The following is a 20,229-nucleotide window of genomic DNA, read 5'->3' as shown; positions in this document are numbered from 1 at the left end:
GCGCTCCGCCAGACTTCCTTGTGTATGATGCTGGCCACTTTAGCCCGGCCTGTCTCGGGCTCCTTTCAGGTGAATGCGTCCGGCATGGATTCCTTCTTGCGGGCGATGAAATCCTTCAGGCCGTCATCGATGCCGGGGTCGAGGAACGGCGCCTCGTAGCTTTCCAGCCACTGGCGGGCGATCTGGTTGGCGCGTTGCGGCGCTGTCTTCTCGCCCTCGGCCAGCCACTGCTCGTAGGAATTGTTGTCGGCGATGCTGGAGCGGTAGAATGCGCTCTGGAAATTGGCCTGCGTATGGTCGCAGCCGAGGAAGTGGCTACCCGGCCCCACCTGCCGGATCGCATCCATTGCCTGCCCGTTCTCGGACAGGTCCACGCCTTCGCAGAACTTCTGCTGCATGCCGAGCTGGTCGATATCCATCATGAATTTCTCGTAGCAGGAAGCCAGACCGCCCTCCAGCCAGCCGGCGGCGTGCAGCACGAAGTTGGTTCCGGCCAGAACCGTGGAATTGAGCGTATTGGCGCTCTCATAGGCCGCCTGCGCATCCGGGATCTTGGAGGCGCACAGCGACCCGCCCGTGCGGAACGGCAGGTTGAGCCGCCGCGCAAGCTGCGCAGCTCCGTAGGAAACGAGCGACGGCTCCGGCGTGCCGAAGGTCGGCGCGCCGGATTGCATGGAGATGGACGAAGCGAAGGTGCCGAACAGCACCGGCGCGCCAGGGCGCACAAGTTGCGTAAAGGCAGCGCCCGCCAGCACCTCGGCCAGAACCTGCGTCAGCGTGCCGGCCACCGTCACCGGGCTCATGGCCCCGGCAAGAATGAAGGGCGTGACGATGCATGCCTGATTGTGGCGGGCATAGACCTTGGCCGCACCCAGCATGGTCTCGTCGAACACCATCGGCGAATTGGCGTTGATCAGGCTGGTGAGCACCGTGTTGTTCTCGACGAAATCGTCGCCGAACACGATCTTGGCCATGGCCACCGTGTCCTCGGCGCGCTCAGGCGCGGTCACCGACCCCATGAACGGCTTGTCCGAATAGCGGATGTGCGAATAGACCATGTCGAGATGGCGCTTGTTCACCGGCACGTCCACCGGCTCGCACACGGTGCCGCCGGAATGGTGGATCGACGGCGCCATGTAGGCGAGCTTCACGAAATTGCGGAAATCCTCGATCGTCGCATAGCGGCGGTTGCCGTCGAGATCGCGCACGAAGGGCGGGCCGTAGACCGGCGCGAACACGGTGGCCTTGCCGCCGATCTGCACCGAGCGCTCGGGATTGCGCGCATGCTGGGTGTAGGTGGACGGCGCGCTCCTGAGCAGCGACCGGCACAGACCCTTGGGGAAATGCACGCGCTCGCCGCGCACATCGGCGCCGGCCTGCTTCCACATCTCCAGCGCCTCGGCATCGTCGCGGAAGATGATGCCGGTTTCCTCCAGCACCGTGTCGGCATTTTTCTCGATCAGCGCCAGACCTTCCTCGTCCAGCACCTCGTAGACGCCCATCTTGCGGGTGATGTAGGTGAGCTGGATGCCCGGCCCTCCGCCTGCACGCGCCGCCCTGCGGGCGGCAGCGCCTCCACCGGCGCCTCGCCCGGCTCCGCGCGCCCGGCGGGCGCCTGCTGCTTCCTGATCGACTGCCGCGCTATCGCTCATGGTGCTTTTCCCCGAAAACCGATCCTGGCGCGCATGCGCCGCTCCTTGCCGGATCGTAGCCATGCATCGGCCCCGAAACGGCTCCACAGCGCCAGCCTCTGTCGCAAAATCGACAGGGACCAAAGCCTTATGCCAGTCGCTTTCCCATTGCAGGAAGTCGCAAATCAGCCATGGCCGCAAACGCGCCTTATGTACCTATTATGGAGCGATCGTTGTCCGCAGCAAAAGCGGCAACCGGGACGCGCCAATCTGGAGTGGGATTATGGCCGACGACGAGATCATCCTTTCCGAACTTTCCGACGACGAACTCGTCCAGCAGATGCATGACGACCTTTACGACGGCCTGAAGGAAGAGATCGAGGAAGGGACGCAAATCCTTCTCGACCGTGGCTGGCTGCCCTACAAGGTGCTGACCGAGGCTTTGGTGGAAGGAATGCGCATCGTCGGCGAGGATTTTCGCGACGGCATCCTGTTCGTGCCGGAAGTGCTGCTTTCCGCCAACGCGATGAAGGCCGGAATGGCCATCCTGCGCCCGCTGCTGGCGGCTACCGGCGCGCCCAAGCAGGGCAAGCTGGTGATCGGCACGGTCAAGGGCGACATCCACGACATCGGCAAGAACCTCGTTGGCATGATGATGGAAGGCGCGGGATTCGACGTCATCGACCTTGGCATCAACAATCCGGTCGAAAAATATCTGGAAGCGATCGAGGAGCACCAGCCTGACATTGTCGGCATGTCGGCCCTGCTCACCACGACCATGCCCTACATGAAGGTGGTCATCGACACGATGAAGGAAAAGGGCATCCGCGACGACTATGTGGTGCTGGTCGGCGGCGCGCCGCTGAACGAGGAGTTCGGCAAGGCCGTGGGAGCGGACGCATATTGCCGCGACGCGGCCGTGGCGGTCGAGACCGCCAAGGATTTCATGAACCGCAAGCACAATCTGCGTGCTTCGGCCTGAGGCATATACGGAAAAGGCCGCTCCTTGCGGCGCGGCCTTGTTCCATTCCCGGAACGGGAAAAAGGGTCAGTTGACCGTATCCTCGACGGCGTTGGCGGTCGACTTCACATCCTGACCGACACCGCGGACGGTGTTGGCGCAGGCGGCCAATGCAAGGGCGCAGACGAGAACGGCAACAGGCGCAAGACGTGACATGAATGGTGTCTCCCTCGTTCGGTAGTTTCGCCTGAATGCAACGAAAAGCGGTCGTACTGGTTCCATGGCAACCGTACAAAAACAGGAAAGAACGCCTCCCACCCGTCCCGAGCGGGTGCTGGTCATCGCCTGTGGCATGATTGCGCGCGAGGTTCTGGCCGTTAAGGAGCAGCTTGGCCTCGGCCATCTCGATCTCACCTGCCTGCCTGCGGAATATCACTTCTACCCGGACCGCATCGCACCGGCCATGGACAAGGCCATCGAGCAGGCGAAGTCCGATGGCTACCGGCATATCTTCGTCGGCTATGCCGATTGCGGCACCGGCGGGCTGCTCGACCGCATATGCGAAAAGCACGGCGTCGAACGCATGGCCGGACCGCACTGCTTTGCCTTCTATCAGGGACTGGAAGCCTACAGGAAGGTCGAGGATGCGGACATGATGTCGTTCTACATGACCGACTTCCTGTGCCGCCAGTTCGACGCGTTCTTCATGAAACCGCTGGGTCTCGACCGTCATCCCGAGCTGATCCCGGATTATTTCGGCAACTACGAGAAGCTGATCTATCTCGCCCAGACCGACGATCCAGCTCTGGATGCGGTGGCCGAGAACGCCGCAAGAATGCTCGGCCTCGCCTATGAACGGCGCGCCACCGGTTATGGCGATCTCGTGCCGGGTCTTGCACGAGCGGTGCCTCCTGTCATGTAATGGGTGGCTGATGGGGCGTGCCGGACAGGACGGCCATGAAACTTGCCATTATAATGTTTGCCTCGCTTCTTGCCGCAGCGCCCGCCCTGGCCGACGGCGAGGTCCAGAAGCTGATCACTCCCGCCGACGCGGCCCGGCTCGAAAGCTATGAAAGCACGCGCAGGTCAGCGCTCGATGAAGCCCACGGGGGCAATCCGGAAGACGTCGCCGTTCTGGAACAAATCCTTGCCCGCCCCGCTATCGCCTTCTCCGACACGGACCTGACCGGCGACTGGCGATGCCGCACCATCAAGGCTGGCGGGATCGGGACGCTGGTCATCTACGACTGGTTCCGCTGCAAGGTCACCGATGACGGATCCGGCTGGCTGCTGGACAAGACAAGCGGTTCGCAGCGCACGCGGGGGCGGCTTTACGACGACGGGGACAAGCGTGCGATTTATCTCGGCTCGCTTCGCTACAACGACGACCCCGCCAGCGACTACGCCGCCGATCCGGAGATGGATCAGGTGGGCTATGCCTTCCGCACGGGCACTGATGAATGGCGCATCGAATTTCCCCGGCCGCAGCGGGAATCCCTGCTCGACATACTTGAATTGCGGCGCTGAGCCCTTCGCTTTTCTTTTGGCGGCATCGCCCCGGCAAATGTCGCATTCAGCGTCGTTTTTGAATGGTCGCGCGTCGCCCCATGAGAAGCGGCACCCCGGTGGTTGCGGCAATGCTCCAGACCAGAGCATGTCTCCCGAAAGCGGGAACCGGTTTCGGAAGGAAGACATGCACCTCTTGTGAAGAGTGCAGCTCATGGCCGATCTGGTTGTCCTCTACTGGCGTGATATTCCCGCACAGGTGATCGTTCGCAAAGGACGGCAGAACGCCAAACGCGAGCTGTCGCTGCGTTTCACCGAGGCCATAGACATGGCCGCGATGCGCTCCGGAGCGGCGCAGAGCGACGACTATCTCGCCGAATGGCGCAAATCCGAGCCTGTGGGAGTGGGCGACGACCTCGAAGCGGAGGCGGAAAAGGCGGCAGCCGAACTCGAAGCGCAATATGGCCGGGAGCGGCTCGTCGCTCTGGCCAAAGCCGGTGGCAAGGAAAATGGCTGACACCCCGATCAAGCCCGTGCCCATCGGGGCCGGCATCCCGCCCGCCGCAACCGGCACGACCACGCAGGCGGCGGCGGTCAGGAAAAATGCGCCGAAGAGCGACTACAAGCCCGCCGACGTGTCGCCGCAGCGGCGCATGCAGCGCTCCTGGTCGGTGCGGCTGTGGTCCGTGCGCCATTCCCGCCTGCTGGAGTGGGTATACGCCCGCCTGGCCGAGACTTTCCTCGCCTTGCACCCGCTGTGGAAGGCGATCGGCTATGGCCGGGTCGAAGCGCCAGTCAAGTTCGTCGAGAAACGGGTAAAGGGGTTCATGTTCGACTGCCGCATGTGCGGCCAGTGCATCCTCTCCTCGACCGGCATGTCCTGTCCCATGAACTGCCCCAAGCAGTTGCGCAACGGGCCTTGCGGAGGCGTGCGCGCCAACGGCAACTGCGAGGTCGAGCCGGACATGCCCTGCGTCTGGGTCAAGGCATGGGAAGGCTCGCGCAACATGGTGAAGGGCGATGCCATCCTCAACGTGCAGAACCCGGTCGATCAGTCGCTGCGCGAGACCTCCGCCTGGCTGCGCGTCACCGCGCAGGCCGCGGCCGCGCGCGAACAGGCGAAGACCTCGACAGACGTCGGAGCCGCCGCATGAACGCCGCGCAGCACCGACATCCCGACGAAAATCCGGCAGGCGCGCACCTGCCGCTGGAACCGCTGCCCGGCCATTTCTCGCGCGGAAGGCTGGAAAGGGTGTTGCGACGCGGTGAGTTCGCGGTCACGACCGAGCTCAATCCGCCAGACAGCGCCGACCCGGAAGACGTCTACAACCGGGCAAAAATCTTCGATGGCTGGGTGGACGGCATCAATGCCGTGGACGCCTCCGGCGCGAACTGCCACATGTCGTCGGTCGGCATCTGCGCCCTGCTCACCCGCATGGGCTACGCCCCGATCATGCAGATTGCCTGCCGCGACAGGAACCGCATCGCCATACAGGGCGACGTGCTGGGCGCCGCGGCCATGGGCGTGGCCAACATATTGTGCCTGACCGGCGACGGTGTGCAAGCGGGAGACCAGCCCGGTGCCAAACCCGTGTTCGATCTCGATTCCATGTCGCTGCTGGAGACGATACGCGTCATGCGCGACAATGGAAAATTCCTGTCGGGGCGCAAGCTGACAACGCCGCCGCAGGTCTTTCTCGGCGCGGCGGTCAACCCGTTTGCCCCGCCATTCGACTTTCGCCCGATCCATCTGGGCAAGAAGATCGCAGCCGGCGCGCAGTTCGTGCAGACCCAGTATTGCTTCGACGTGCCGATGTTCCGTGACTTCATGCAGCGGGCCCGCGACCTCGGCCTGACGGATAAGGTGTTCATCCTGTGTGGTGTCGGCCCGCTCGCCTCAGCCAGGACCGCGAAATGGATTCGCTCAAACGTGCCGGGCATCCACATTCCCGATGCCGTCATCAGAAGGCTGGAGGGCGCGCAGGACCAGAAAGCCGAAGGCAAGCGGCTGTGCATCGACATCATCGACGAGGTCAAGGAAATTTCCGGCGTTTCCGGCGTGCATGTCATGGCCTACCGGCAGGAAGAATATGTTGCCGAGATCGTCGACGAATCCGGAGTTCTCAGGGGCCGGCGGCCATGGAAGCGCGAGGCGCGCGCCGACGATGCGCTGGTTGCCGAGCGGCTGGAGCACATTCTCGGCGAGGACGTGACCGAAAAGCAGGTGGACATGGTCAGGAGCGCGCATTGATACCGGCGGCCCGCGCGCCCGCCAACATGAGGCAAAACGGAATTCTCTCTATCAACGGAGACATTGCATGACCCGCACGATCGTCGCCTCGGCGACCAGGGAAATCGTCATCGGCTTCGACCAGCCATTCTGCGTCATCGGCGAGCGCATCAACCCGACAGGGCGCAAGAAGCTCGCTGCCGAGATGATCGAAGGCAATTTCGAGACGGTGAAGAAGGACGCGCTGGAGCAGGCGGCGGCCGGCGCCACGATGCTCGACGTCAATGCCGGCGTCACCGCCGTCGACCCCAATGCCACCGAGCCCGGCTTGCTGGTACAAACGCTGGAGATTGTGCAGAATCTCGTCGACCTTCCGCTGTCGATCGACTCTTCGGTCACCGCTGCCATCGAGGCGGCGCTGAAGGTGGCGAAGGGCCGGCCGCTGGTGAACTCCGTCACCGGCGAGGAGGAGAAGCTGGAAGCCATCCTTCCGCTGGTGAAGAAATACAACGTGCCCGTGGTCGCCATTTCCAATGACGAGACCGGCATTTCCATGGACCCGGACGTGCGCTTCGCCGTGGCGAAGAAGATCGTCGAGCGTTGCGCCGACCATGGTATCCCGGCCCATGACGTGGTGGTCGATCCGCTGGTGATGCCTATCGGCGCTCTGGGCGATGCCGGGCGTCAGGTGTTCGCCCTGCTGCGCCGCCTGCGCGAGGAACTGAAGGTCAACACCACCTGCGGCCTTTCCAACATCTCCTTCGGCCTGCCGCATCGTCACGGCATCAACGCCGCCTTCATCCCGATGGTGATCGGAGCAGGAATGACCTCGGCGATCATGAATCCCTGCCGCCCGCAGGAAATGGAAGCCGTGCGCGGCGCCAATGTGCTGGCCGGAACGGACAGGGACTGCACGACATGGATCAAGACCTACAAGGATTACAAGCCGGGTGTGCATGCAGCGCCCGCCCCCGTGGCGGTCAACGCGCCCTCGGCCGATGGCGCCGCATCCGCCGGCAACGGCGGACGCCGGCGCGGCGGTCGTGACGCGCGCCGGGCGGTGTTGGGATAGAAAATCAGTCCGTGCGGGCTCTCGCGGAACCGGTCCGCAGGAAGCCCGGATGAGGAGCATCCGGTAGCAGGCAGGCAGGAATTGAACGCACCGCTCAACAAGACCGACCCACTCGTGCTGTTCATGCCATCGGGCAAGCGCGGGCGTTTTCCTGTCGGAACCCCTGTCCTCGATGCCGCGCGTCAGCTCGGCGTCTATGTGGAAAGCGTATGCGGCGGTCGCGCCACCTGCGGCCGCTGCCAGATCGAGGTGCAGGAAGGCAACTTCGCCAAGCACCAGATCGTCTCGACCCTCGACCACATATCGCCCAAGGGCCCCAAGGAGGAACGCTACGAACGCGTGCGCGGCCTGCCCGAAGGCAGGCGACTCTCCTGCTCAGCCACGATCCAGGGGGACCTGGTGGTGGACGTGCCACAGGACACGGTCATCAACGCGCAGGTGGTGCGCAAGGCCGCCGTCGACCGGCACATCGACCGCAACCCGGCGGTCCAGCTCTGCTATGTCGAGGTGGACGAGCCCGACATGCACAAGCCGCTGGGCGATCTCGACCGCATGAAGCTGGTGCTGGAGAAAGACTGGGGCTGGAAAGACCCGCTGATCGCCGCCCATATCGTGCCGCAGGTGCAGGGCATGTTGCGCAAGGAGAACTGGGGCGTCACCGTAGCCATCCATCGCGACATGGACATTTCGCGCCCCTTCATCATCGCCATGTGGCCGGGGCTGAAGAACGAAGCCTACGGCATCGCCTGCGACATCGGCTCGACCACCATCGCCATGCATCTGGTGTCGCTGCTGTCGGGCCGCATCGTCGCCTCCTCCGGCGCGCCCAATCCGCAGATCCGCTTCGGCGAAGACCTCATGAGCCGCGTCTCCTATGTGATGATGAACCCGGACGGGCGCGAGGCCATGACCAAGGCCGTGCGCGAGGCCGTCAACGGGCTGATCGGCAAGGTGTGCGCGGAAGGCGGGGTGGACCGCAACGACATTCTCGACGCCGTGTTCGTCGCCAACCCGATCATGCACCACCTGTTCCTCGGCATCGACCCGACCGAGCTGGGCCAGGCCCCCTTTGCGCTCGCCGTGTCCGGCGCGATGCACTACTGGGCGCATGAGCTCGACATCGACATCAATCGCGGCGCACGCCTCTACACGCTGCCCTGCATCGCCGGCCATGTCGGAGCCGATGCGGCGGGCGCTGCCCTTTCGGAAGGGCCGTATCGTCAGGACGGGATGATGCTGCTGGTCGATGTCGGCACGAATGCCGAGATCATCCTCGGCAATCGCGAACGGGTCGTCGCCGCCTCCTCGCCCACGGGACCGGCCTTCGAGGGCGCGGAGATTTCATCCGGCCAGCGCGCCGCCCCCGGCGCCATCGAGCGCGTGCGCATCGACGCGCAAACGCTTGAGCCAAAATTCCGCGTCATCGGCGTCGACAAATGGTCCGACGAGGAGGGCTTCGAGGAAGCCACCGGCGCTGTCGGCGTCACCGGCATCTGCGGCTCGGCCATCATCGAGGTGGTGGCGGAAATGTATCTGTCCGGCATCATTTCCGAGGACGGCGTGATCGACGGCGACATGGCCGCCCGCTCGCCGCGCATCTTCCAGAACGGCCGCACCTTCTCCTATCTGCTGCGCGACGGCGAGCCCCGCATCGCGGTCACGCAGAACGATGTGCGCGCCATCCAGCTCGCCAAGGCCGCGCTCTATGCCGGCGTCAAGCTGCTGATGGAAAAGCAGGGCATCGACCATGTCGACCTGATACGCTTCGCCGGCGCATTCGGCTCCTTCATCGATCCGAAATACGCGATGGTGCTCGGCCTCATCCCCGATTGCGACCTCGCCGACGTCAAGGCCGTGGGCAACGCCTCGGGCACCGGGGCGCTGATGGCGCTGCTCAACCGCGACCACCGGCGCGAGATCGAGGACGAGGTGAGGAAGATCGAGAAGATCGAAACCGCGCTGGAGCCGCATTTCCAGCAGCTCTTCATCGACGCCATGGCGCTGCCCAACAAGGTCGATCCGTTCCCGAAGCTTTCCGAAGCGGTGAAGCTGCCGCCAAGGAAGGCTGTAACCGGAGACGGGCCGGAGGCCGGTGTCGGCGCGGCCCCTCGTCGCCGCTCCCGCGAGGAACGCGCCGCGCGGCGGCGCGGATAAGGCATGCCGCCCGAAATCGAGAATCGGTTTCGGGACAACGACATGCGTGAAAACATGAACTTAAAGCGTAAGGAGCGAATCTGAAAGATCGCCACACGCTTCAGGCATCAGAACTTTCCGGTGTGGCGCAGCACCTCGAAGGTCGCACGGATATGATCCGCCACCGCCTTCACCGGGGCGCTGGCTTCGGGCGACACCACCATGGCCAGTGAATAGTCGCCAATATCCGGCAGGCCATCTGCCGGTCCCAGTTCAACCATGTCGCAGCCGAGGAAGGATTTGGGCAGCGGCGCGACCGCGAGATCGGACAAGATCGCGGCGCGCTGGCCGGCCGTATGCGCGCTCATATAGGCGACGCGGTAGTTGCGCCCTTCCCGCCCGAGCGCCTCCAGCGCGCCGGCCCGCCACACGCAGCCTTCTTCCCAGATCGAGACCGGCAGCGGCTCGCGCAGATGCGCGCCCCCGCCTTTTGCACCGGCCCAGACGATCGGCTCGGTCAGCAGCACCTCCGCCCCGTCCGCGACGGCTCTGCACGAATTGGTGAGCAGCGTGAGGTCCAGCGCCCGGTCGTCCATGCGCCTGCGCAGGTTGACACTCTGATCGATGGTCACATCGACGGCGATGCAGGGATGGGACTGCGCAAACCGCTTCAGCACATGCGGCAGCGCCCGCTCGCCGAAGTCATCCGGCGAGCCGAGGCGGACCACGCCGACGATATCGGGAACGATGAACTTCGAAACTGCCTCGCGGTTGATCGCCAGCATGCGCCGTGCATATCCAAGCAGCATCTCGCCGTCGATGGTCAGCTTCACCGAACGCGCGTCGCGCGAAAAAACCGAGCGGCCGAGAATGTCCTCGAGCTTCTTGATCTGCATCGAAACAGCCGAAGGGGTGCGGTAGACGGAACTGGCGGCCGTCGTGAAACTGCCGGTTTCGGCAATCGCCACGAAGGTTCGCAGCACGTCGAGGTCAAGAAGCGGAAGAGGATGATTGAGAGGCGCGTTCATCGTGCTTGCCTTCATTATTTCTGAATATAAAGCTCATTCCATTTCGTTTGATTGAACATCAACCCAGCCTCATAGTCAATGTCATGGAAAGCAGAGAAGGCGGAACCGATCAGCGTTCGCCGGTTATGAAGGAAGGAACACGTCATGTTCGCCGTGCCTTTTTTAAGTGAGACGATGCACAGGATTGGCGAGGCTCGCGCCCGTCACAAGACCGAACGCCTGCTGCGCTCGCTGCCGCTGGAAATACAGAAGGATATCGGCTGGCCCGAGGTCACCGAACGACGACAGCGGTCGACCGGGATCGCCGCACGCAACAATCCTGGCATTTTCCCCGGGCATGCCTGAAAAGCCTTGCCCGCCAATGGTTGCGACCCCGAAAGCATTGTATTTTCTGCCTCGCCGGCCGGCCAATGAGAGCGGGCCGGCAAAATATCTCGTTACCGACACCCTACCCGATTGACAGGAAACAATTTTCCTGATGACGCTATGCTGTAAGCGACGTTCCGCACGCGCCTTGGCACCGGGAGGGTACCTTGAACGCCGTAAAGCAGCCGATCAAAAGATCGTTCGTCTTTTTTCTGGTTCCCGACTTCACCATGATCGCCTTCGCGACGGCGCTGGACCCGCTGCGTTCGGCCAACCGCATGCTGGGCTACGAGGCTTATAGCTGGCGCCTTGCCAGTCTGGACGGCAAGCCGGTGCGCGCCTCGAACGGCGTGCAATGCGCGGTCGACACCTCGCTTGAAGACGAACGCAGGAAGATGTCGGGTCCCGAGCGGCCTTCCATGGCCATCGTGTGCAGCGGCCTCGATGTCGAGAAATACTACAACAAGTCCGTGTTCGCCTGGCTGCGCGAGGAATACAATCGCGGCGTCGCGATCGGCGGCCTGTGCACCGGCGCACACATTCTGGCGGCGGCGGGCCTGTTGTCGAACAAGCGTTGCGCCATCCATTGGGAGAACCTGCCCGGCTTCTCGGAAGCCTTCCCCAGGGTGAACGTGTTCGCCGACCTGTTCGAGGTGGACCAGAACATCTACACCTGCGCCGGCGGCACCGCCGCGCTCGACATGATGCTCAAGCTGATCGGCGAGGATTTCGACGAGAACGTCGTCAACCGCGTCTGCGAGCAGGTTCTGACCGATCGCGTGCGCAGTCCCACCGACCGCCAGCGCCTGCCGCTGCGCGCGCGGCTCGGCGTGCAGAACTCCAAGGTTCTGACCATCATCGAACTGATGGAGGCCAATCTTTCCGAGCCGTTGTCGCTGATCGAGATCGCCGATCATGTGGATCTGTCGCGCCGGCAGATCGAGCGCCTGTTCCGCTCGGAGATGGGGCGCTCGCCTGCGCGCTACTATCTGGAAATCAGGCTCGACCGCGCGCGCCATCTTCTCATCCAGTCGTCCATGCCGGTGGTCGAGGTTGCCGTAGCCTGCGGTTTCGTGTCCGCCTCGCATTTCTCCAAATGCTATCGGGAACTTTACGCCCGCTCGCCACAGCAGGAGCGCGTCGACCGCAAGCAACTGGTCGCGGCATAGTTCGTGAACGCAGGCCGCGCCGTCACTGCGCGTCCATCATCCAGTAGCGGTTGCGCCACATCTTCTCGCCGGCGAGGCAATCGCTGGCCGACATCGCCTGGGCCAGGATCACAGGCGGGTTCGAGGATTCGGCATGGTCCGTCAGGGGCGGCGTTGCCGCCAGTTCCAGCACCAGCTTGCGCCTCACCGCCTCCGCAAACTGCGTCCAGTCGTTCACCGGGATCATGAAGGCGCCCGGGCCGCCAATGATGCAATCGGCATAATACCGGTCCAGATTGGCGACGTCATAACCTGAATCGAAGCCGCCATTGGTCATCAGCGGCAGCCCGTTTATGGTGATGCCCTGCCCGATCAGCCGGTCACGCACCCCGGTTACCGGCGCGCCCTGATTGTTGGGTCCGTCGCCCGAAACGTCGATCACACGCTTCACGCCCTCGAAGCCGCTTTCGGCAAACATGTCGCCGCCAAATTCAAGAGCGGCGGAGATGGACGTCCGCCGTGCGCTGTTGGGCGGATGCGCGGAAAGCTGCGCCGCGACGCGCTCGGCGTCCGCCTTGCCGGCGATGACCGTCCAGGGCACCACGATATGCTGGGTGGTTATCCCGGCCCATTCGACATAGGAAATCGCAATGCGTCCGTGGGCACCGCCGGCGATGGCTTGCAGAACGCTCTCATGCGTGAGCGCAGCGGCATAGCCGCGCCGCTGGATTTCCAGCTCCACGGGCGACATGGAAAGCGACACGTCGACCGCCAGCACGAGTTCCACATCGACAGGTTCCGACTTGGCCGCTCCCGTACCGCAGAGGCCCGCGGCCACCAGCGTCAGGCCGGTCGCAAGGGCATGTCGCGCGTTGCTCCACAAGGCAGACATGGGTTGACACTACGCGAGATTACAGCCGCACAAAAGAAAGGCCCGGCGCATCGCCGGGCCTGTCCCTTCACATTTTTGCGAGGAAAACGGGCTGCCGCACCCCTTTTCCCTTCCCCGATCAGCTTCGCGGCTTGAGGTTCTCCGGGTCATAGAGCGACTTGTAACCGACCGCGGCGACCTCGACCGGATAGGTTTCGCCAAAATATTCGACCGCCAACTCACGGCCTTCCTGACAATAGCTCCACGGCAGCCAGGCAAGCGCGATGTTCTTGGCCAGAGTCGGACCATAGGCAATCGAGGTGGTGTAGGAGCGGCGGCCAAGTTCGTCGACAAGCGTCTCCCCGGTCGCCGGGTCGACAACCGGCATATTGCCGACCGGATAGCGCGCCACGCCCGCGGCATCGACATTGTCGGTCATCACCAGCGTGCACAGCATGGCCGGCTGATGCTCGCGCGCCTTGTATTCCAGATGCTTCGCCTTGCCGCAGAAATCCGCCTCCTTGACCTTCGGACGGGCAAGATCGGCCTCCAGAAGATTGTATTCGGTCAGGAGATCGGCGTTCTGCAGGCGCAGGCTCTTCTCCATGCGCCGCGTATTGGCGTAGGTCTCGACGCCCACGGCGATCACCCCCGTCGAGCGCAGCGCATCCCACACCGCCAATCCGTCCTCGTAGGCCATGTGCAGTTCCCAGCCCTGCTCCCCGACATAGGAGATGCGGAAGGCGGTCACGTCCTTTCCGGCGATGCGGATCGGCTTGATGGCGGCGAAGGGGAAATTCTCCTGCGAGAGCCCGCCCGGGTCTTCCGCTACATTTTGCAGGGTCACGCGGGCATTCGGTCCCCAGATGCCCAGCGTGATGTATTTCTCGGTCACATCGGTGACGGTGACGTCGAACCCCTTATCCTGCGCCACCCGCTTCATATAGTTGAAGTCGCGCGGGCCGGCATCGGCGCCATCGACCACCCGGCAGCGGTCGGCCATGCGGAACACCGTCAGATCGGCGCGCACCATGCCTTCCTCATCGAGGAAGTGGGTGTAGATGCCCTTGCCGATATTGGCCTCGCCGCCGATCTTTGCCGCGCACAGCCATTCCATCAACGCCACATGGTCGGGACCTTCGACATCGTACATGGCGAAATGCGAAAGGTTGATGATGCCGCAATCCTCGCTGAGCGCCAGATGCTCGGCATTGGAGACGCGCCAGAAATGGCGATTGTCCCATTCGTTCTCACGAACCGGCACGCGCGCGCCATATTTCTCCAGCAGGTGCTCGTTGGCGGCATAGCCATGGGCGCGCTCCCAGCCGCCCAGTTCCATGAAATAGCCGCCAAGCTCCTTTTCGCGCTCGTAGAAGGGCGAGCGGCGGACATTGCGGCCACCGGAGAACGGCTCGCGCGGATGAACGGCGGGATTGTAGACCTTCATCGCCGTTTCGGTGCAACGCGCAGTGATGAAGTCTTCTTGCAACTGGAACGGCTGGAACCGGCTGTAGTCGATGCGGTTGTGGTCGATTGGCGTGCGGCCGTCCGTCATCCAGTCGGCTATCAGCTTGCCCATGCCGGGGCCGTCCTTGACCCAGATGCCGACGGCGTACCAAAGCCCCCGCACCTTCTGGCTCTCGCCCATGGAGGGCCCGCCATCGGTGGTGACCTGAAGCAGGCCGTTGAAGGAATGACTCTCATTGTAGCCGAGCTCGCCCAGGATCGGCGTCAGTTCCATGGCCCGCTCCAGCGGCTCCATGATCTGGTCCATGTCGAGGTCGCGCTGCGAGGGCGAAAGCCGCGCCTCTTCCTTTTCCAGAAGATCGCGCGGATGGACGAGGCGCGGATTGGTCTCTTCGTAGTAGCCCCACTCGATCTGGCCGCCCTCGGCGGTTTTCGGATCGCCGGTGTCGCGCATGTAGGCCGAGTTGCCCTGGTCGCGTAGCAGCGGCCAGCCGATCTCCTTGCCTGTGCCTGCGAACTCGTTGTAGGGGCCGAAGAAGGTCAGCGGATGGTCGATCGGCATGACCGGCAGGTCCTCGCCCGCCATTTCGGCGATCAGCCTGCCCCACAGGCCGGCGCAGACCACCACATGATCGGCCATGATCGTGCCGCGATCCGTCACCACGCCCCTGATGCGCCCTCCCTCGATGACCAGCGAACGGGCGGAAGTGTTCGCGAAGGCTTGCAGCCTGCCGGCAGCGACGCCCTGATCGACCAGCCTTCCCGCCACCGTCTGCGAACGCGGGATGACGAGGCCCGCATCCGGGTCCCACAACCCGCCCTGGACCAGATCCTCCTCGATCAGCGGGAACTTCTCCTTGATCTCGGCCGGCTCGATGAGGCGCGCGCGCGTTCCGAAGGCACGGCCGGAAGTTACCTTGCGCCGGATTTCATCCATGCGGGCATCGTCGCCCACGCGCGCGACCTCAAGCCCACCGACGCGGGCATAGTGGCCCATCCGGTCGAAGAATTCTATGGAGTAGAGCGTCGTCCAGCAGGACAGGAAGTCGTGGCTCGTGGCGTAGCAGAAGTCGGAAGCATGCGCGGTCGAGCCGATATCGGTCGGGATGCCGGACTTGTCGATGCCGACGATATCGTCCCATCCGCGCCCGATCAGGTGATGCGCGACCGAAGCGCCCACGATGCCGCCAAGACCGACGATGACGACCTTCGCCTTTTCCGGAAACCCTGCCATTGCCCGCGACTCCAAAAGTGCTGTTGCGACCGGACTATAAGGCGTGAGGGCGACTGGACCGCAGCCTGTTTGCGACACGCCCGGCATACAGCGCGACGGAAGCGGTCCGGCTCTTTCCTGGACGCATTCAGACAGGAAAAAGGCCGGACTGGGAGCCCGGCCTGCGTTCCAGAACGTTAACTCTGATGGGGAGGCGCCTTATTTCACGCGAGCCACGCCACCCGAAATCTCGACGGTTTCGGAGCCCGTCAGCGCCTCAAGGTCGCCGTTGGGCATGGTGACGAAACAGCCGCTCGGGCAAAATTCGACCGTCTCGCCCGGACCAAGCGTCAGTTCCCGCTTGCTGCTGCCCTCCGTGACGATCAGCGTACGCGGATCGGAGTCATTGTTCACGGCGCTAGCGGCCAGCGCACTGCCGGATACCGACAGCAGGACCGACACGGCGATCAGTGATTTCCACATTGCGTTTCCGGTGTCGCCACCGCCCCTGTTTGCCATTGCAAGGCATTCCCGCCAATGCAGGCAGCTTATAGGAGAACGAAGCTGAACCGCAACTGAATGTCTCATTCATGTCGCAATGGGATGCAGCGGCCGGTTCGCCTATGCCGGATCGGGTTTACCCGGCTTGCGCCTGCCCTTGCGCGCCTTTTCTTCCTCTTCCGCCTTCAGACGCTCCCGCTCGGCGAATTCGGCCTCAGTCTTGTCGTCATCATGCGGCCAGGGCTCCAGAACCGACCGCTTGTATTCCGCACGAGCCGTGGAGGGAATTTCGATTCCCTCGCGATTGAAGGCATCCATGATCGCGAACCGGATGTCGTTCTGCACCCCGCCGCCGTTGGTGATATCGGCAAGGAAGAAGCGGATCTCGAATTCAAGCGCCGCTGGCCCGAAGTTTGCAAATTGAACAAAAGGCTCGGGGTTTTTCAGGACGGCGGGGTGTGCGCGCGTGATCTCCAGCAGGATTTCCTGCACTCGGCGCACATCGGTGCCATAGGCAACGCCAACCCGGATATCGACGCGCCCGAGCTTGTTGCGATGCGTCCAGTTGCCGACAGCGCCGTTGATGAGGTTGGAGTTAGGCAGGATCACGGTCTGGCGCTGGAACGTTTCGATTTCCGTGGCGCGCACGCTGATCTTGCGCACCGTGCCGCTGACATCGCCGGCCACGATCCAGTCGCCCACCTTGAATGGCCGCTCGGCCAGCAGGATCAGGCCCGAAACGAAGTTCGAGACGACATTCTGCAAGCCGAAGCCGATGCCGAGGGAAAGCGCGCCGGCCACGAGCGCGAGGTTGGAAAGATCGATGCCCGCCGCGGATATGCCGACCAGCGCGGCGACCGCGATGCCGGCATAGCCCACCGCGAGCCGGATCGAGTTGCGTACGCCGGCATCGACCTTGCCACGCGCCATCACCGATCCGTCGAGCCAGCCCTGGAACCAGCGGGTCAGGAAATAGCCGATCCCGAAGACGAACAGGCCACTCAGAATCCCTATCAGCGATATGGTGACCGAACCGATGCTGAACCCCGTCGCCAGCTTCTGGGCCCATGCCTGAATGTCCCCCGGCTGGAACCCCCACATGAACAGGGTAAGCGGCAGGAAAATGAGCAGGATCAGCATGTTGAGCAGGACGCTTACGCCAAGCCCGATCTGGTCCATCGAGCTTTCGTCGGCATAGCCGCGGGCCATCATCGAGCGACCGAGCCATGAGCCGCCAAGACCACCCTCCGCGCCGATTGCACCAGCGCAGAGGAAACCGATATAGGCCGTCACCAGAATGGTTCCGGTCATCACCACCTGCAACGACACGAAGATGGCAAAGCCTATATACCCGAACAGGGCTGCCGTGATGTTGAGGGCCCCGATTGCGAACAGGCTGTAGCGCAGCCAGGCCGGCCACGGTTTCCAGTTGCCATCCCCGCCCCTGAACGGCTTCACCAAGCCGATCAGGATCAGGATGACGCCGACGATGAGCGAAGCGATGAAGCTGCGCGTCACGGTCAGCGACAGGGGTGACGACATCTGGTCGGCCACCCGCGAGAGGAAATTGTTCAACGCGACGGCGACCGCCATCGCGGTCGCCAACCGCACCAGCCAGCGTGCCGGGCGGGACTCGACCGGCACGAGCCGCCATTGCGGAAGCTTCGGCACAAGCACGGCATTGGTCAGCCTGTTGACCAGAAAGACGCCCAGCACCATCAGCATTGCCGAGCGCAGGTAGAGCCCGATGTCGCCGCGCAGCACCTGACTGGAATTGAAGAAAAACCAGGTCGCTGCAAAGAAAACGAAAAGCGCCGCCGTTGGCAGCAGCGTGGACCAGAATGCCACCGAAAGCCGGGTGAGATAAGGCGGCTCCTCGACTGCGGGATCGGCCCGGAACAGGCCGCCCACCAGACGCCGGCCGCCGAACATCAGGACAAGGGCCGCAATGAGCGCCATGAACGTCGCCGCGACCATGGCATTGAACTTGAACTTGTAGGCGAATGTGGCCCATGAAGAGACGGCGCTGCTGAACTTTCCGAACTCGCTGACCGCATCCGACACGACCTTGCCGTTGAACGTCTCGGCCAGCGGATAGCGTCTCGTCAGCATGCTGCGGAACAGGTCACGACGGATCACCGCTATCTGCTCGATCAGCTTGTTGGATCGCAGCGACAGATTCTGCGCGGTTGCGATCACCGCGTTGATCCCGGCCTTCTCCGAGGCGAGCGCCTCACGCTCTTCCCTGATGGTTTCAGCTTCGGGCGGTTGGCCGTCTGCCGGCGGACTGCCCAGTTGCTCGAGACGGGTATTGATCTCGGCAAGCCTGGGCTTGAAGGCGAGTGCGCTTTGCAAGGACTCGGCGGATACGGCTTCAAGCTTCAGACGAAGCCGCACCAGATAGGCATCGTCGTCGTCATGGGCCACGATGTCCTTCTCCAGTCCGTCAAGCGTCGTGGTCAGCGTTTCGAGCGCTTGCCGCTGTTCTTCCAGCAATTGTGCCGCTTCGGCGGCTGCCATGTCCTGTGCAGCGACCGGACAGGCGGCTGCGCCGAGCACGATAAGAACGGCAAGGAGATAGCGGGCAATACGCAAGAGCATGATCTGGTCTTGATCCCGTTGATACATTCGCCGCGGCGGCCCTCGTCTGGCAGCCACGGGAACGGTCATAGATAAAGAGGCGCCGCTCAGCCGGCAAGCTGCCAGCCATGGCCAAACGGCTGGTGTGCGCTGGCCGCTCCCAAAAAGCGAATCTTTGCGGTAGAAGCAGCCGATCAACACACAAGCCGGGCGGGTTTTCCCCTTGCAACCTCGCCTGCACACAGCCTCGAAGAGTGGAAATGCCCCTGCCTTCATCCCGAATCACCGGCATCTCGCCATCCGGCAAGGACGGCTGGGAGGTCCACGCCACCGCCATGGCCCGGCGCCACGCAGGCGAGGACATCATTGTCCTTTCCGTCGGTGATCATGACTTCCACACACCAGCCGACACGGTCGAAGCCTGCGTGCGGGCCGTTCGCGAAGGCTGTCATCATTATACGCATCTGGCCGGCATACCGCGGCTGCGCGCCGCCATGGCGCATCTGTCCGCCCGCAGTTCGGGCCTGGAAACCCCGGTCAGGCAGGTGATAGCGACGCCGGGCGGACAGGCAGCCCTCTACGCGGCTGTTCAGGCCACCCTCGACCCGGGCAGCCATGCCGTCGTCGTCGCGCCTTATTATGCGACCTATCCGGGCACATTCCGCGCCGCCGGCGCGGAATTCACCGTGGTCGAGGCTCGTGCCGCCGACGGCTTCCAGCCGGACGCCGGCGCAATCGAGGCTGCCGTGCGCCCCAACACCCGCGCCATCCTCATCAACACGCCGAACAATCCGACCGGGGCAGTCTACACGCGGGCGACCCTCGAAGGTATCGCGGAACTGTGCAGGCGCCGCGATCTGTGGCTGCTGTCCGACGAGGTCTACTGGACGCTGGGCGCTTGCGAGCACATGTCGCCCCGCGCCCTTCCCGGCATGGCAGAACGCACCGTCGTGATCAATTCCATGTCCAAGAGCCACGGCATGACCGGCTGGCGCATCGGCTGGCTGACCGCACCGGAATCTCTGGTCGAACTGCTTATCGGCTACAATCTGGTGTCCACCTACGGCCTGCCCGATTTCATTTCCCATGCAGCAGCGGAGGCTATGGAGAACGATTACGGCGTGGCGGAAATCGCAGCCCGCTATGCCGGCAGGCGCACAATCTTTCTCGACGCCATACACGGCGCCGACCGGTTGCAGGTGCGCGGGTCGGAAGGCGGCATGTATGTCATGCTCGACATTTCGGCGGTCGAGCCGGACGACGAGGCCTTCGCCTGGGCCTTGCTCGAAAGCGAGAAGATCAGCGTCACGCCCGGCTCCAGCTTCGGCGAGGCGGCGGCCGGGCACATACGCATCAGTCTGTGCAAGCCTGAACCTGTGTTGCGGGAAGCGGCGGCACGTCTGCTTCGTTTCATGTCGCAATACCGAAGCAAAGCCGCGTGAATTCCCGCGACACCCTCGCATCGACAGGCACCGCCGGAACCGATAGTGATCGAAGGATATCCGATACAACGGACAGGAAA

The 20,229-nt window shown here is 63.5% G+C and carries 18 protein-coding genes; 11 read left to right on the top strand and 7 right to left on the bottom strand.

Annotated features, from left to right (window positions below; genetic code table 11):
* Positions 1 to 65: 65 nt before the first annotated feature.
* Positions 66 to 1,652 (bottom strand): trimethylamine methyltransferase family protein, encoded by a 1,587-nt coding sequence (locus tag DES43_RS00850; RefSeq protein ID WP_035023780.1) that lies wholly within the window; start codon positions 1,650 to 1,652, stop codon positions 66 to 68.
* Between the two features lie 262 nt (positions 1,653 to 1,914).
* On the opposite strand from DES43_RS00850, the gene DES43_RS00845 reads away from it, so the two are divergent.
* A complete protein-coding gene (locus tag DES43_RS00845) occupies positions 1,915 to 2,613 on the top strand; it encodes a corrinoid protein (RefSeq protein ID WP_035023782.1) in 699 nt (232 codons plus the stop codon).
* 66 nt (positions 2,614 to 2,679) lie between these two features.
* On the opposite strand, the gene DES43_RS00840 is transcribed toward DES43_RS00845, so the two are convergent.
* Entirely contained in the window at positions 2,680 to 2,808 is a 129-nt protein-coding gene (locus DES43_RS00840) for an entericidin A/B family lipoprotein (RefSeq protein WP_063608040.1), read from the bottom strand.
* Between the two features lie 64 nt (positions 2,809 to 2,872).
* Between DES43_RS00840 and DES43_RS00835 the strand changes: the two genes are divergently transcribed.
* The 7 genes from DES43_RS00835 to DES43_RS00805 all read left to right on the top strand — a co-directional run bounded on the left by DES43_RS00835 (position 2,873) and on the right by DES43_RS00805 (position 9,554).
* The gene (locus tag DES43_RS00835) at positions 2,873 to 3,514 is read left to right on the top strand and encodes a DUF1638 domain-containing protein (protein ID WP_035023784.1); all 642 of its coding nucleotides are present in this window, start codon (positions 2,873 to 2,875) and stop codon (positions 3,512 to 3,514) included.
* A gap of 35 nt (positions 3,515 to 3,549) precedes the next feature.
* Positions 3,550 to 4,119, top strand: a complete 570-nt coding sequence (locus DES43_RS00830) for a DUF4893 domain-containing protein (protein ID WP_133674766.1) — start codon at positions 3,550 to 3,552, stop codon at positions 4,117 to 4,119.
* A gap of 193 nt (positions 4,120 to 4,312) precedes the next feature.
* A complete protein-coding gene (locus DES43_RS00825) occupies positions 4,313 to 4,615 on the top strand; it encodes a virulence factor (protein WP_035023787.1) in 303 nt (100 codons plus the stop codon).
* Positions 4,608 to 5,252, top strand: coding sequence for a methylenetetrahydrofolate reductase C-terminal domain-containing protein (locus DES43_RS00820; protein ID WP_051520398.1), 645 nt, complete (start codon positions 4,608 to 4,610; stop codon positions 5,250 to 5,252). Before DES43_RS00825 ends, DES43_RS00820 begins: the two co-directional genes overlap by 8 nt.
* A complete protein-coding gene (locus DES43_RS00815; RefSeq protein WP_035023789.1) occupies positions 5,249 to 6,349 on the top strand; it encodes a methylenetetrahydrofolate reductase in 1,101 nt (366 codons plus the stop codon). Before DES43_RS00820 ends, DES43_RS00815 begins: the two co-directional genes overlap by 4 nt.
* 67 nt (positions 6,350 to 6,416) lie before the next feature.
* Positions 6,417 to 7,400 carry a methyltetrahydrofolate cobalamin methyltransferase gene (locus DES43_RS00810; protein ID WP_035023792.1) on the top strand — a complete coding sequence of 328 codons (984 nt, stop codon included), beginning with the start codon at positions 6,417 to 6,419 and terminating at the stop codon, positions 7,398 to 7,400.
* A gap of 123 nt (positions 7,401 to 7,523) precedes the next feature.
* Positions 7,524 to 9,554: an ASKHA domain-containing protein gene (locus tag DES43_RS00805; protein ID WP_051520408.1), complete on the top strand. Its 2,031-nt coding sequence runs from the start codon at positions 7,524 to 7,526 to the stop codon at positions 9,552 to 9,554.
* Between the two features lie 107 nt (positions 9,555 to 9,661).
* Here DES43_RS00805 and DES43_RS00800 read toward each other — a convergent pair whose 3' ends face one another.
* Positions 9,662 to 10,561, bottom strand: a complete 900-nt coding sequence (locus DES43_RS00800; RefSeq protein ID WP_035024112.1) for a LysR substrate-binding domain-containing protein — start codon at positions 10,559 to 10,561, stop codon at positions 9,662 to 9,664.
* A 144-nt stretch (positions 10,562 to 10,705) separates the two neighbouring features.
* Between DES43_RS00800 and DES43_RS00795 the strand changes: the two genes are divergently transcribed.
* A complete protein-coding gene (locus DES43_RS00795; RefSeq protein WP_035023796.1) occupies positions 10,706 to 10,906 on the top strand; it encodes a hypothetical protein in 201 nt (66 codons plus the stop codon).
* Between the two features lie 251 nt (positions 10,907 to 11,157).
* Complete coding sequence (locus DES43_RS00790) at positions 11,158 to 12,096, top strand: GlxA family transcriptional regulator (RefSeq protein WP_425352064.1); 939 nt, start codon at positions 11,158 to 11,160, stop codon at positions 12,094 to 12,096.
* A 22-nt stretch (positions 12,097 to 12,118) separates the two neighbouring features.
* Here DES43_RS00790 and DES43_RS00785 read toward each other — a convergent pair whose 3' ends face one another.
* The 4 genes from DES43_RS00785 to DES43_RS00770 form a co-directional block, all read right to left on the bottom strand.
* On the bottom strand, positions 12,119 to 12,967 hold the full coding sequence (locus DES43_RS00785; RefSeq protein ID WP_035023801.1) for a DUF1194 domain-containing protein: 849 nt from the start codon (positions 12,965 to 12,967) through the stop codon (positions 12,119 to 12,121).
* Between the two features lie 118 nt (positions 12,968 to 13,085).
* Positions 13,086 to 15,647, bottom strand: a complete 2,562-nt coding sequence (locus DES43_RS00780; protein ID WP_035023804.1) for a GcvT family protein — start codon at positions 15,645 to 15,647, stop codon at positions 13,086 to 13,088.
* Between the two features lie 198 nt (positions 15,648 to 15,845).
* Entirely contained in the window at positions 15,846 to 16,109 is a 264-nt protein-coding gene (locus DES43_RS00775; protein ID WP_035023807.1) for a hypothetical protein, read from the bottom strand.
* A gap of 138 nt (positions 16,110 to 16,247) precedes the next feature.
* Positions 16,248 to 18,728, bottom strand: a complete 2,481-nt coding sequence (locus DES43_RS00770) for a mechanosensitive ion channel family protein (protein WP_035024113.1) — start codon at positions 18,726 to 18,728, stop codon at positions 16,248 to 16,250.
* A 239-nt stretch (positions 18,729 to 18,967) separates the two neighbouring features.
* On the opposite strand from DES43_RS00770, the gene DES43_RS00765 reads away from it, so the two are divergent.
* Complete coding sequence (locus DES43_RS00765) at positions 18,968 to 20,149, top strand: pyridoxal phosphate-dependent aminotransferase (protein WP_035023809.1); 1,182 nt, start codon at positions 18,968 to 18,970, stop codon at positions 20,147 to 20,149.
* The last annotated feature ends 80 nt before the right edge of the window (positions 20,150 to 20,229 follow it).

Source organism: Aquamicrobium defluvii (assembly GCF_004363725.1).
In the GTDB taxonomy this organism is placed as follows: Bacteria; Pseudomonadota; Alphaproteobacteria; order Rhizobiales; family Rhizobiaceae; genus Mesorhizobium; species Mesorhizobium defluvii.
The sequence above is the reverse complement of the archived record's forward strand: the minus strand, read 5'-3'. Positions and strand labels throughout refer to the sequence as shown.

Excerpts from the sequence above, each read along its gene's own strand:
- DES43_RS00850 (WP_035023780.1), bottom strand. The coding sequence starts at position 1,652 with ATGAGCGATAGCGCGGCAGTCGATCAGGAAGCAGCAGGCGCCCGCCGG.
- DES43_RS00845 (WP_035023782.1), top strand. The coding sequence starts at position 1,915 with ATGGCCGACGACGAGATCATCCTTTCCGAACTTTCCGACGACGAACTC.
- DES43_RS00840 (WP_063608040.1), bottom strand. The coding sequence starts at position 2,808 with ATGTCACGTCTTGCGCCTGTTGCCGTTCTCGTCTGCGCCCTTGCATTG.
- DES43_RS00835 (WP_035023784.1), top strand. The coding sequence starts at position 2,873 with ATGGCAACCGTACAAAAACAGGAAAGAACGCCTCCCACCCGTCCCGAG.
- DES43_RS00830 (WP_133674766.1), top strand. The coding sequence starts at position 3,550 with ATGAAACTTGCCATTATAATGTTTGCCTCGCTTCTTGCCGCAGCGCCC.
- DES43_RS00825 (WP_035023787.1), top strand. The coding sequence starts at position 4,313 with ATGGCCGATCTGGTTGTCCTCTACTGGCGTGATATTCCCGCACAGGTG.
- DES43_RS00820 (WP_051520398.1), top strand. The coding sequence starts at position 4,608 with ATGGCTGACACCCCGATCAAGCCCGTGCCCATCGGGGCCGGCATCCCG.
- DES43_RS00815 (WP_035023789.1), top strand. The coding sequence starts at position 5,249 with ATGAACGCCGCGCAGCACCGACATCCCGACGAAAATCCGGCAGGCGCG.
- DES43_RS00810 (WP_035023792.1), top strand. The coding sequence starts at position 6,417 with ATGACCCGCACGATCGTCGCCTCGGCGACCAGGGAAATCGTCATCGGC.
- DES43_RS00805 (WP_051520408.1), top strand. The coding sequence starts at position 7,524 with ATGCCATCGGGCAAGCGCGGGCGTTTTCCTGTCGGAACCCCTGTCCTC.
- DES43_RS00800 (WP_035024112.1), bottom strand. The coding sequence starts at position 10,561 with ATGAACGCGCCTCTCAATCATCCTCTTCCGCTTCTTGACCTCGACGTG.
- DES43_RS00795 (WP_035023796.1), top strand. The coding sequence starts at position 10,706 with ATGTTCGCCGTGCCTTTTTTAAGTGAGACGATGCACAGGATTGGCGAG.
- DES43_RS00790 (WP_425352064.1), top strand. The coding sequence starts at position 11,158 with ATGATCGCCTTCGCGACGGCGCTGGACCCGCTGCGTTCGGCCAACCGC.
- DES43_RS00785 (WP_035023801.1), bottom strand. The coding sequence starts at position 12,967 with ATGTCTGCCTTGTGGAGCAACGCGCGACATGCCCTTGCGACCGGCCTG.
- DES43_RS00780 (WP_035023804.1), bottom strand. The coding sequence starts at position 15,647 with ATGGCAGGGTTTCCGGAAAAGGCGAAGGTCGTCATCGTCGGTCTTGGC.
- DES43_RS00775 (WP_035023807.1), bottom strand. The coding sequence starts at position 16,109 with ATGTGGAAATCACTGATCGCCGTGTCGGTCCTGCTGTCGGTATCCGGC.
- DES43_RS00770 (WP_035024113.1), bottom strand. The coding sequence starts at position 18,728 with ATGCTCTTGCGTATTGCCCGCTATCTCCTTGCCGTTCTTATCGTGCTC.
- DES43_RS00765 (WP_035023809.1), top strand. The coding sequence starts at position 18,968 with ATGCCCCTGCCTTCATCCCGAATCACCGGCATCTCGCCATCCGGCAAG.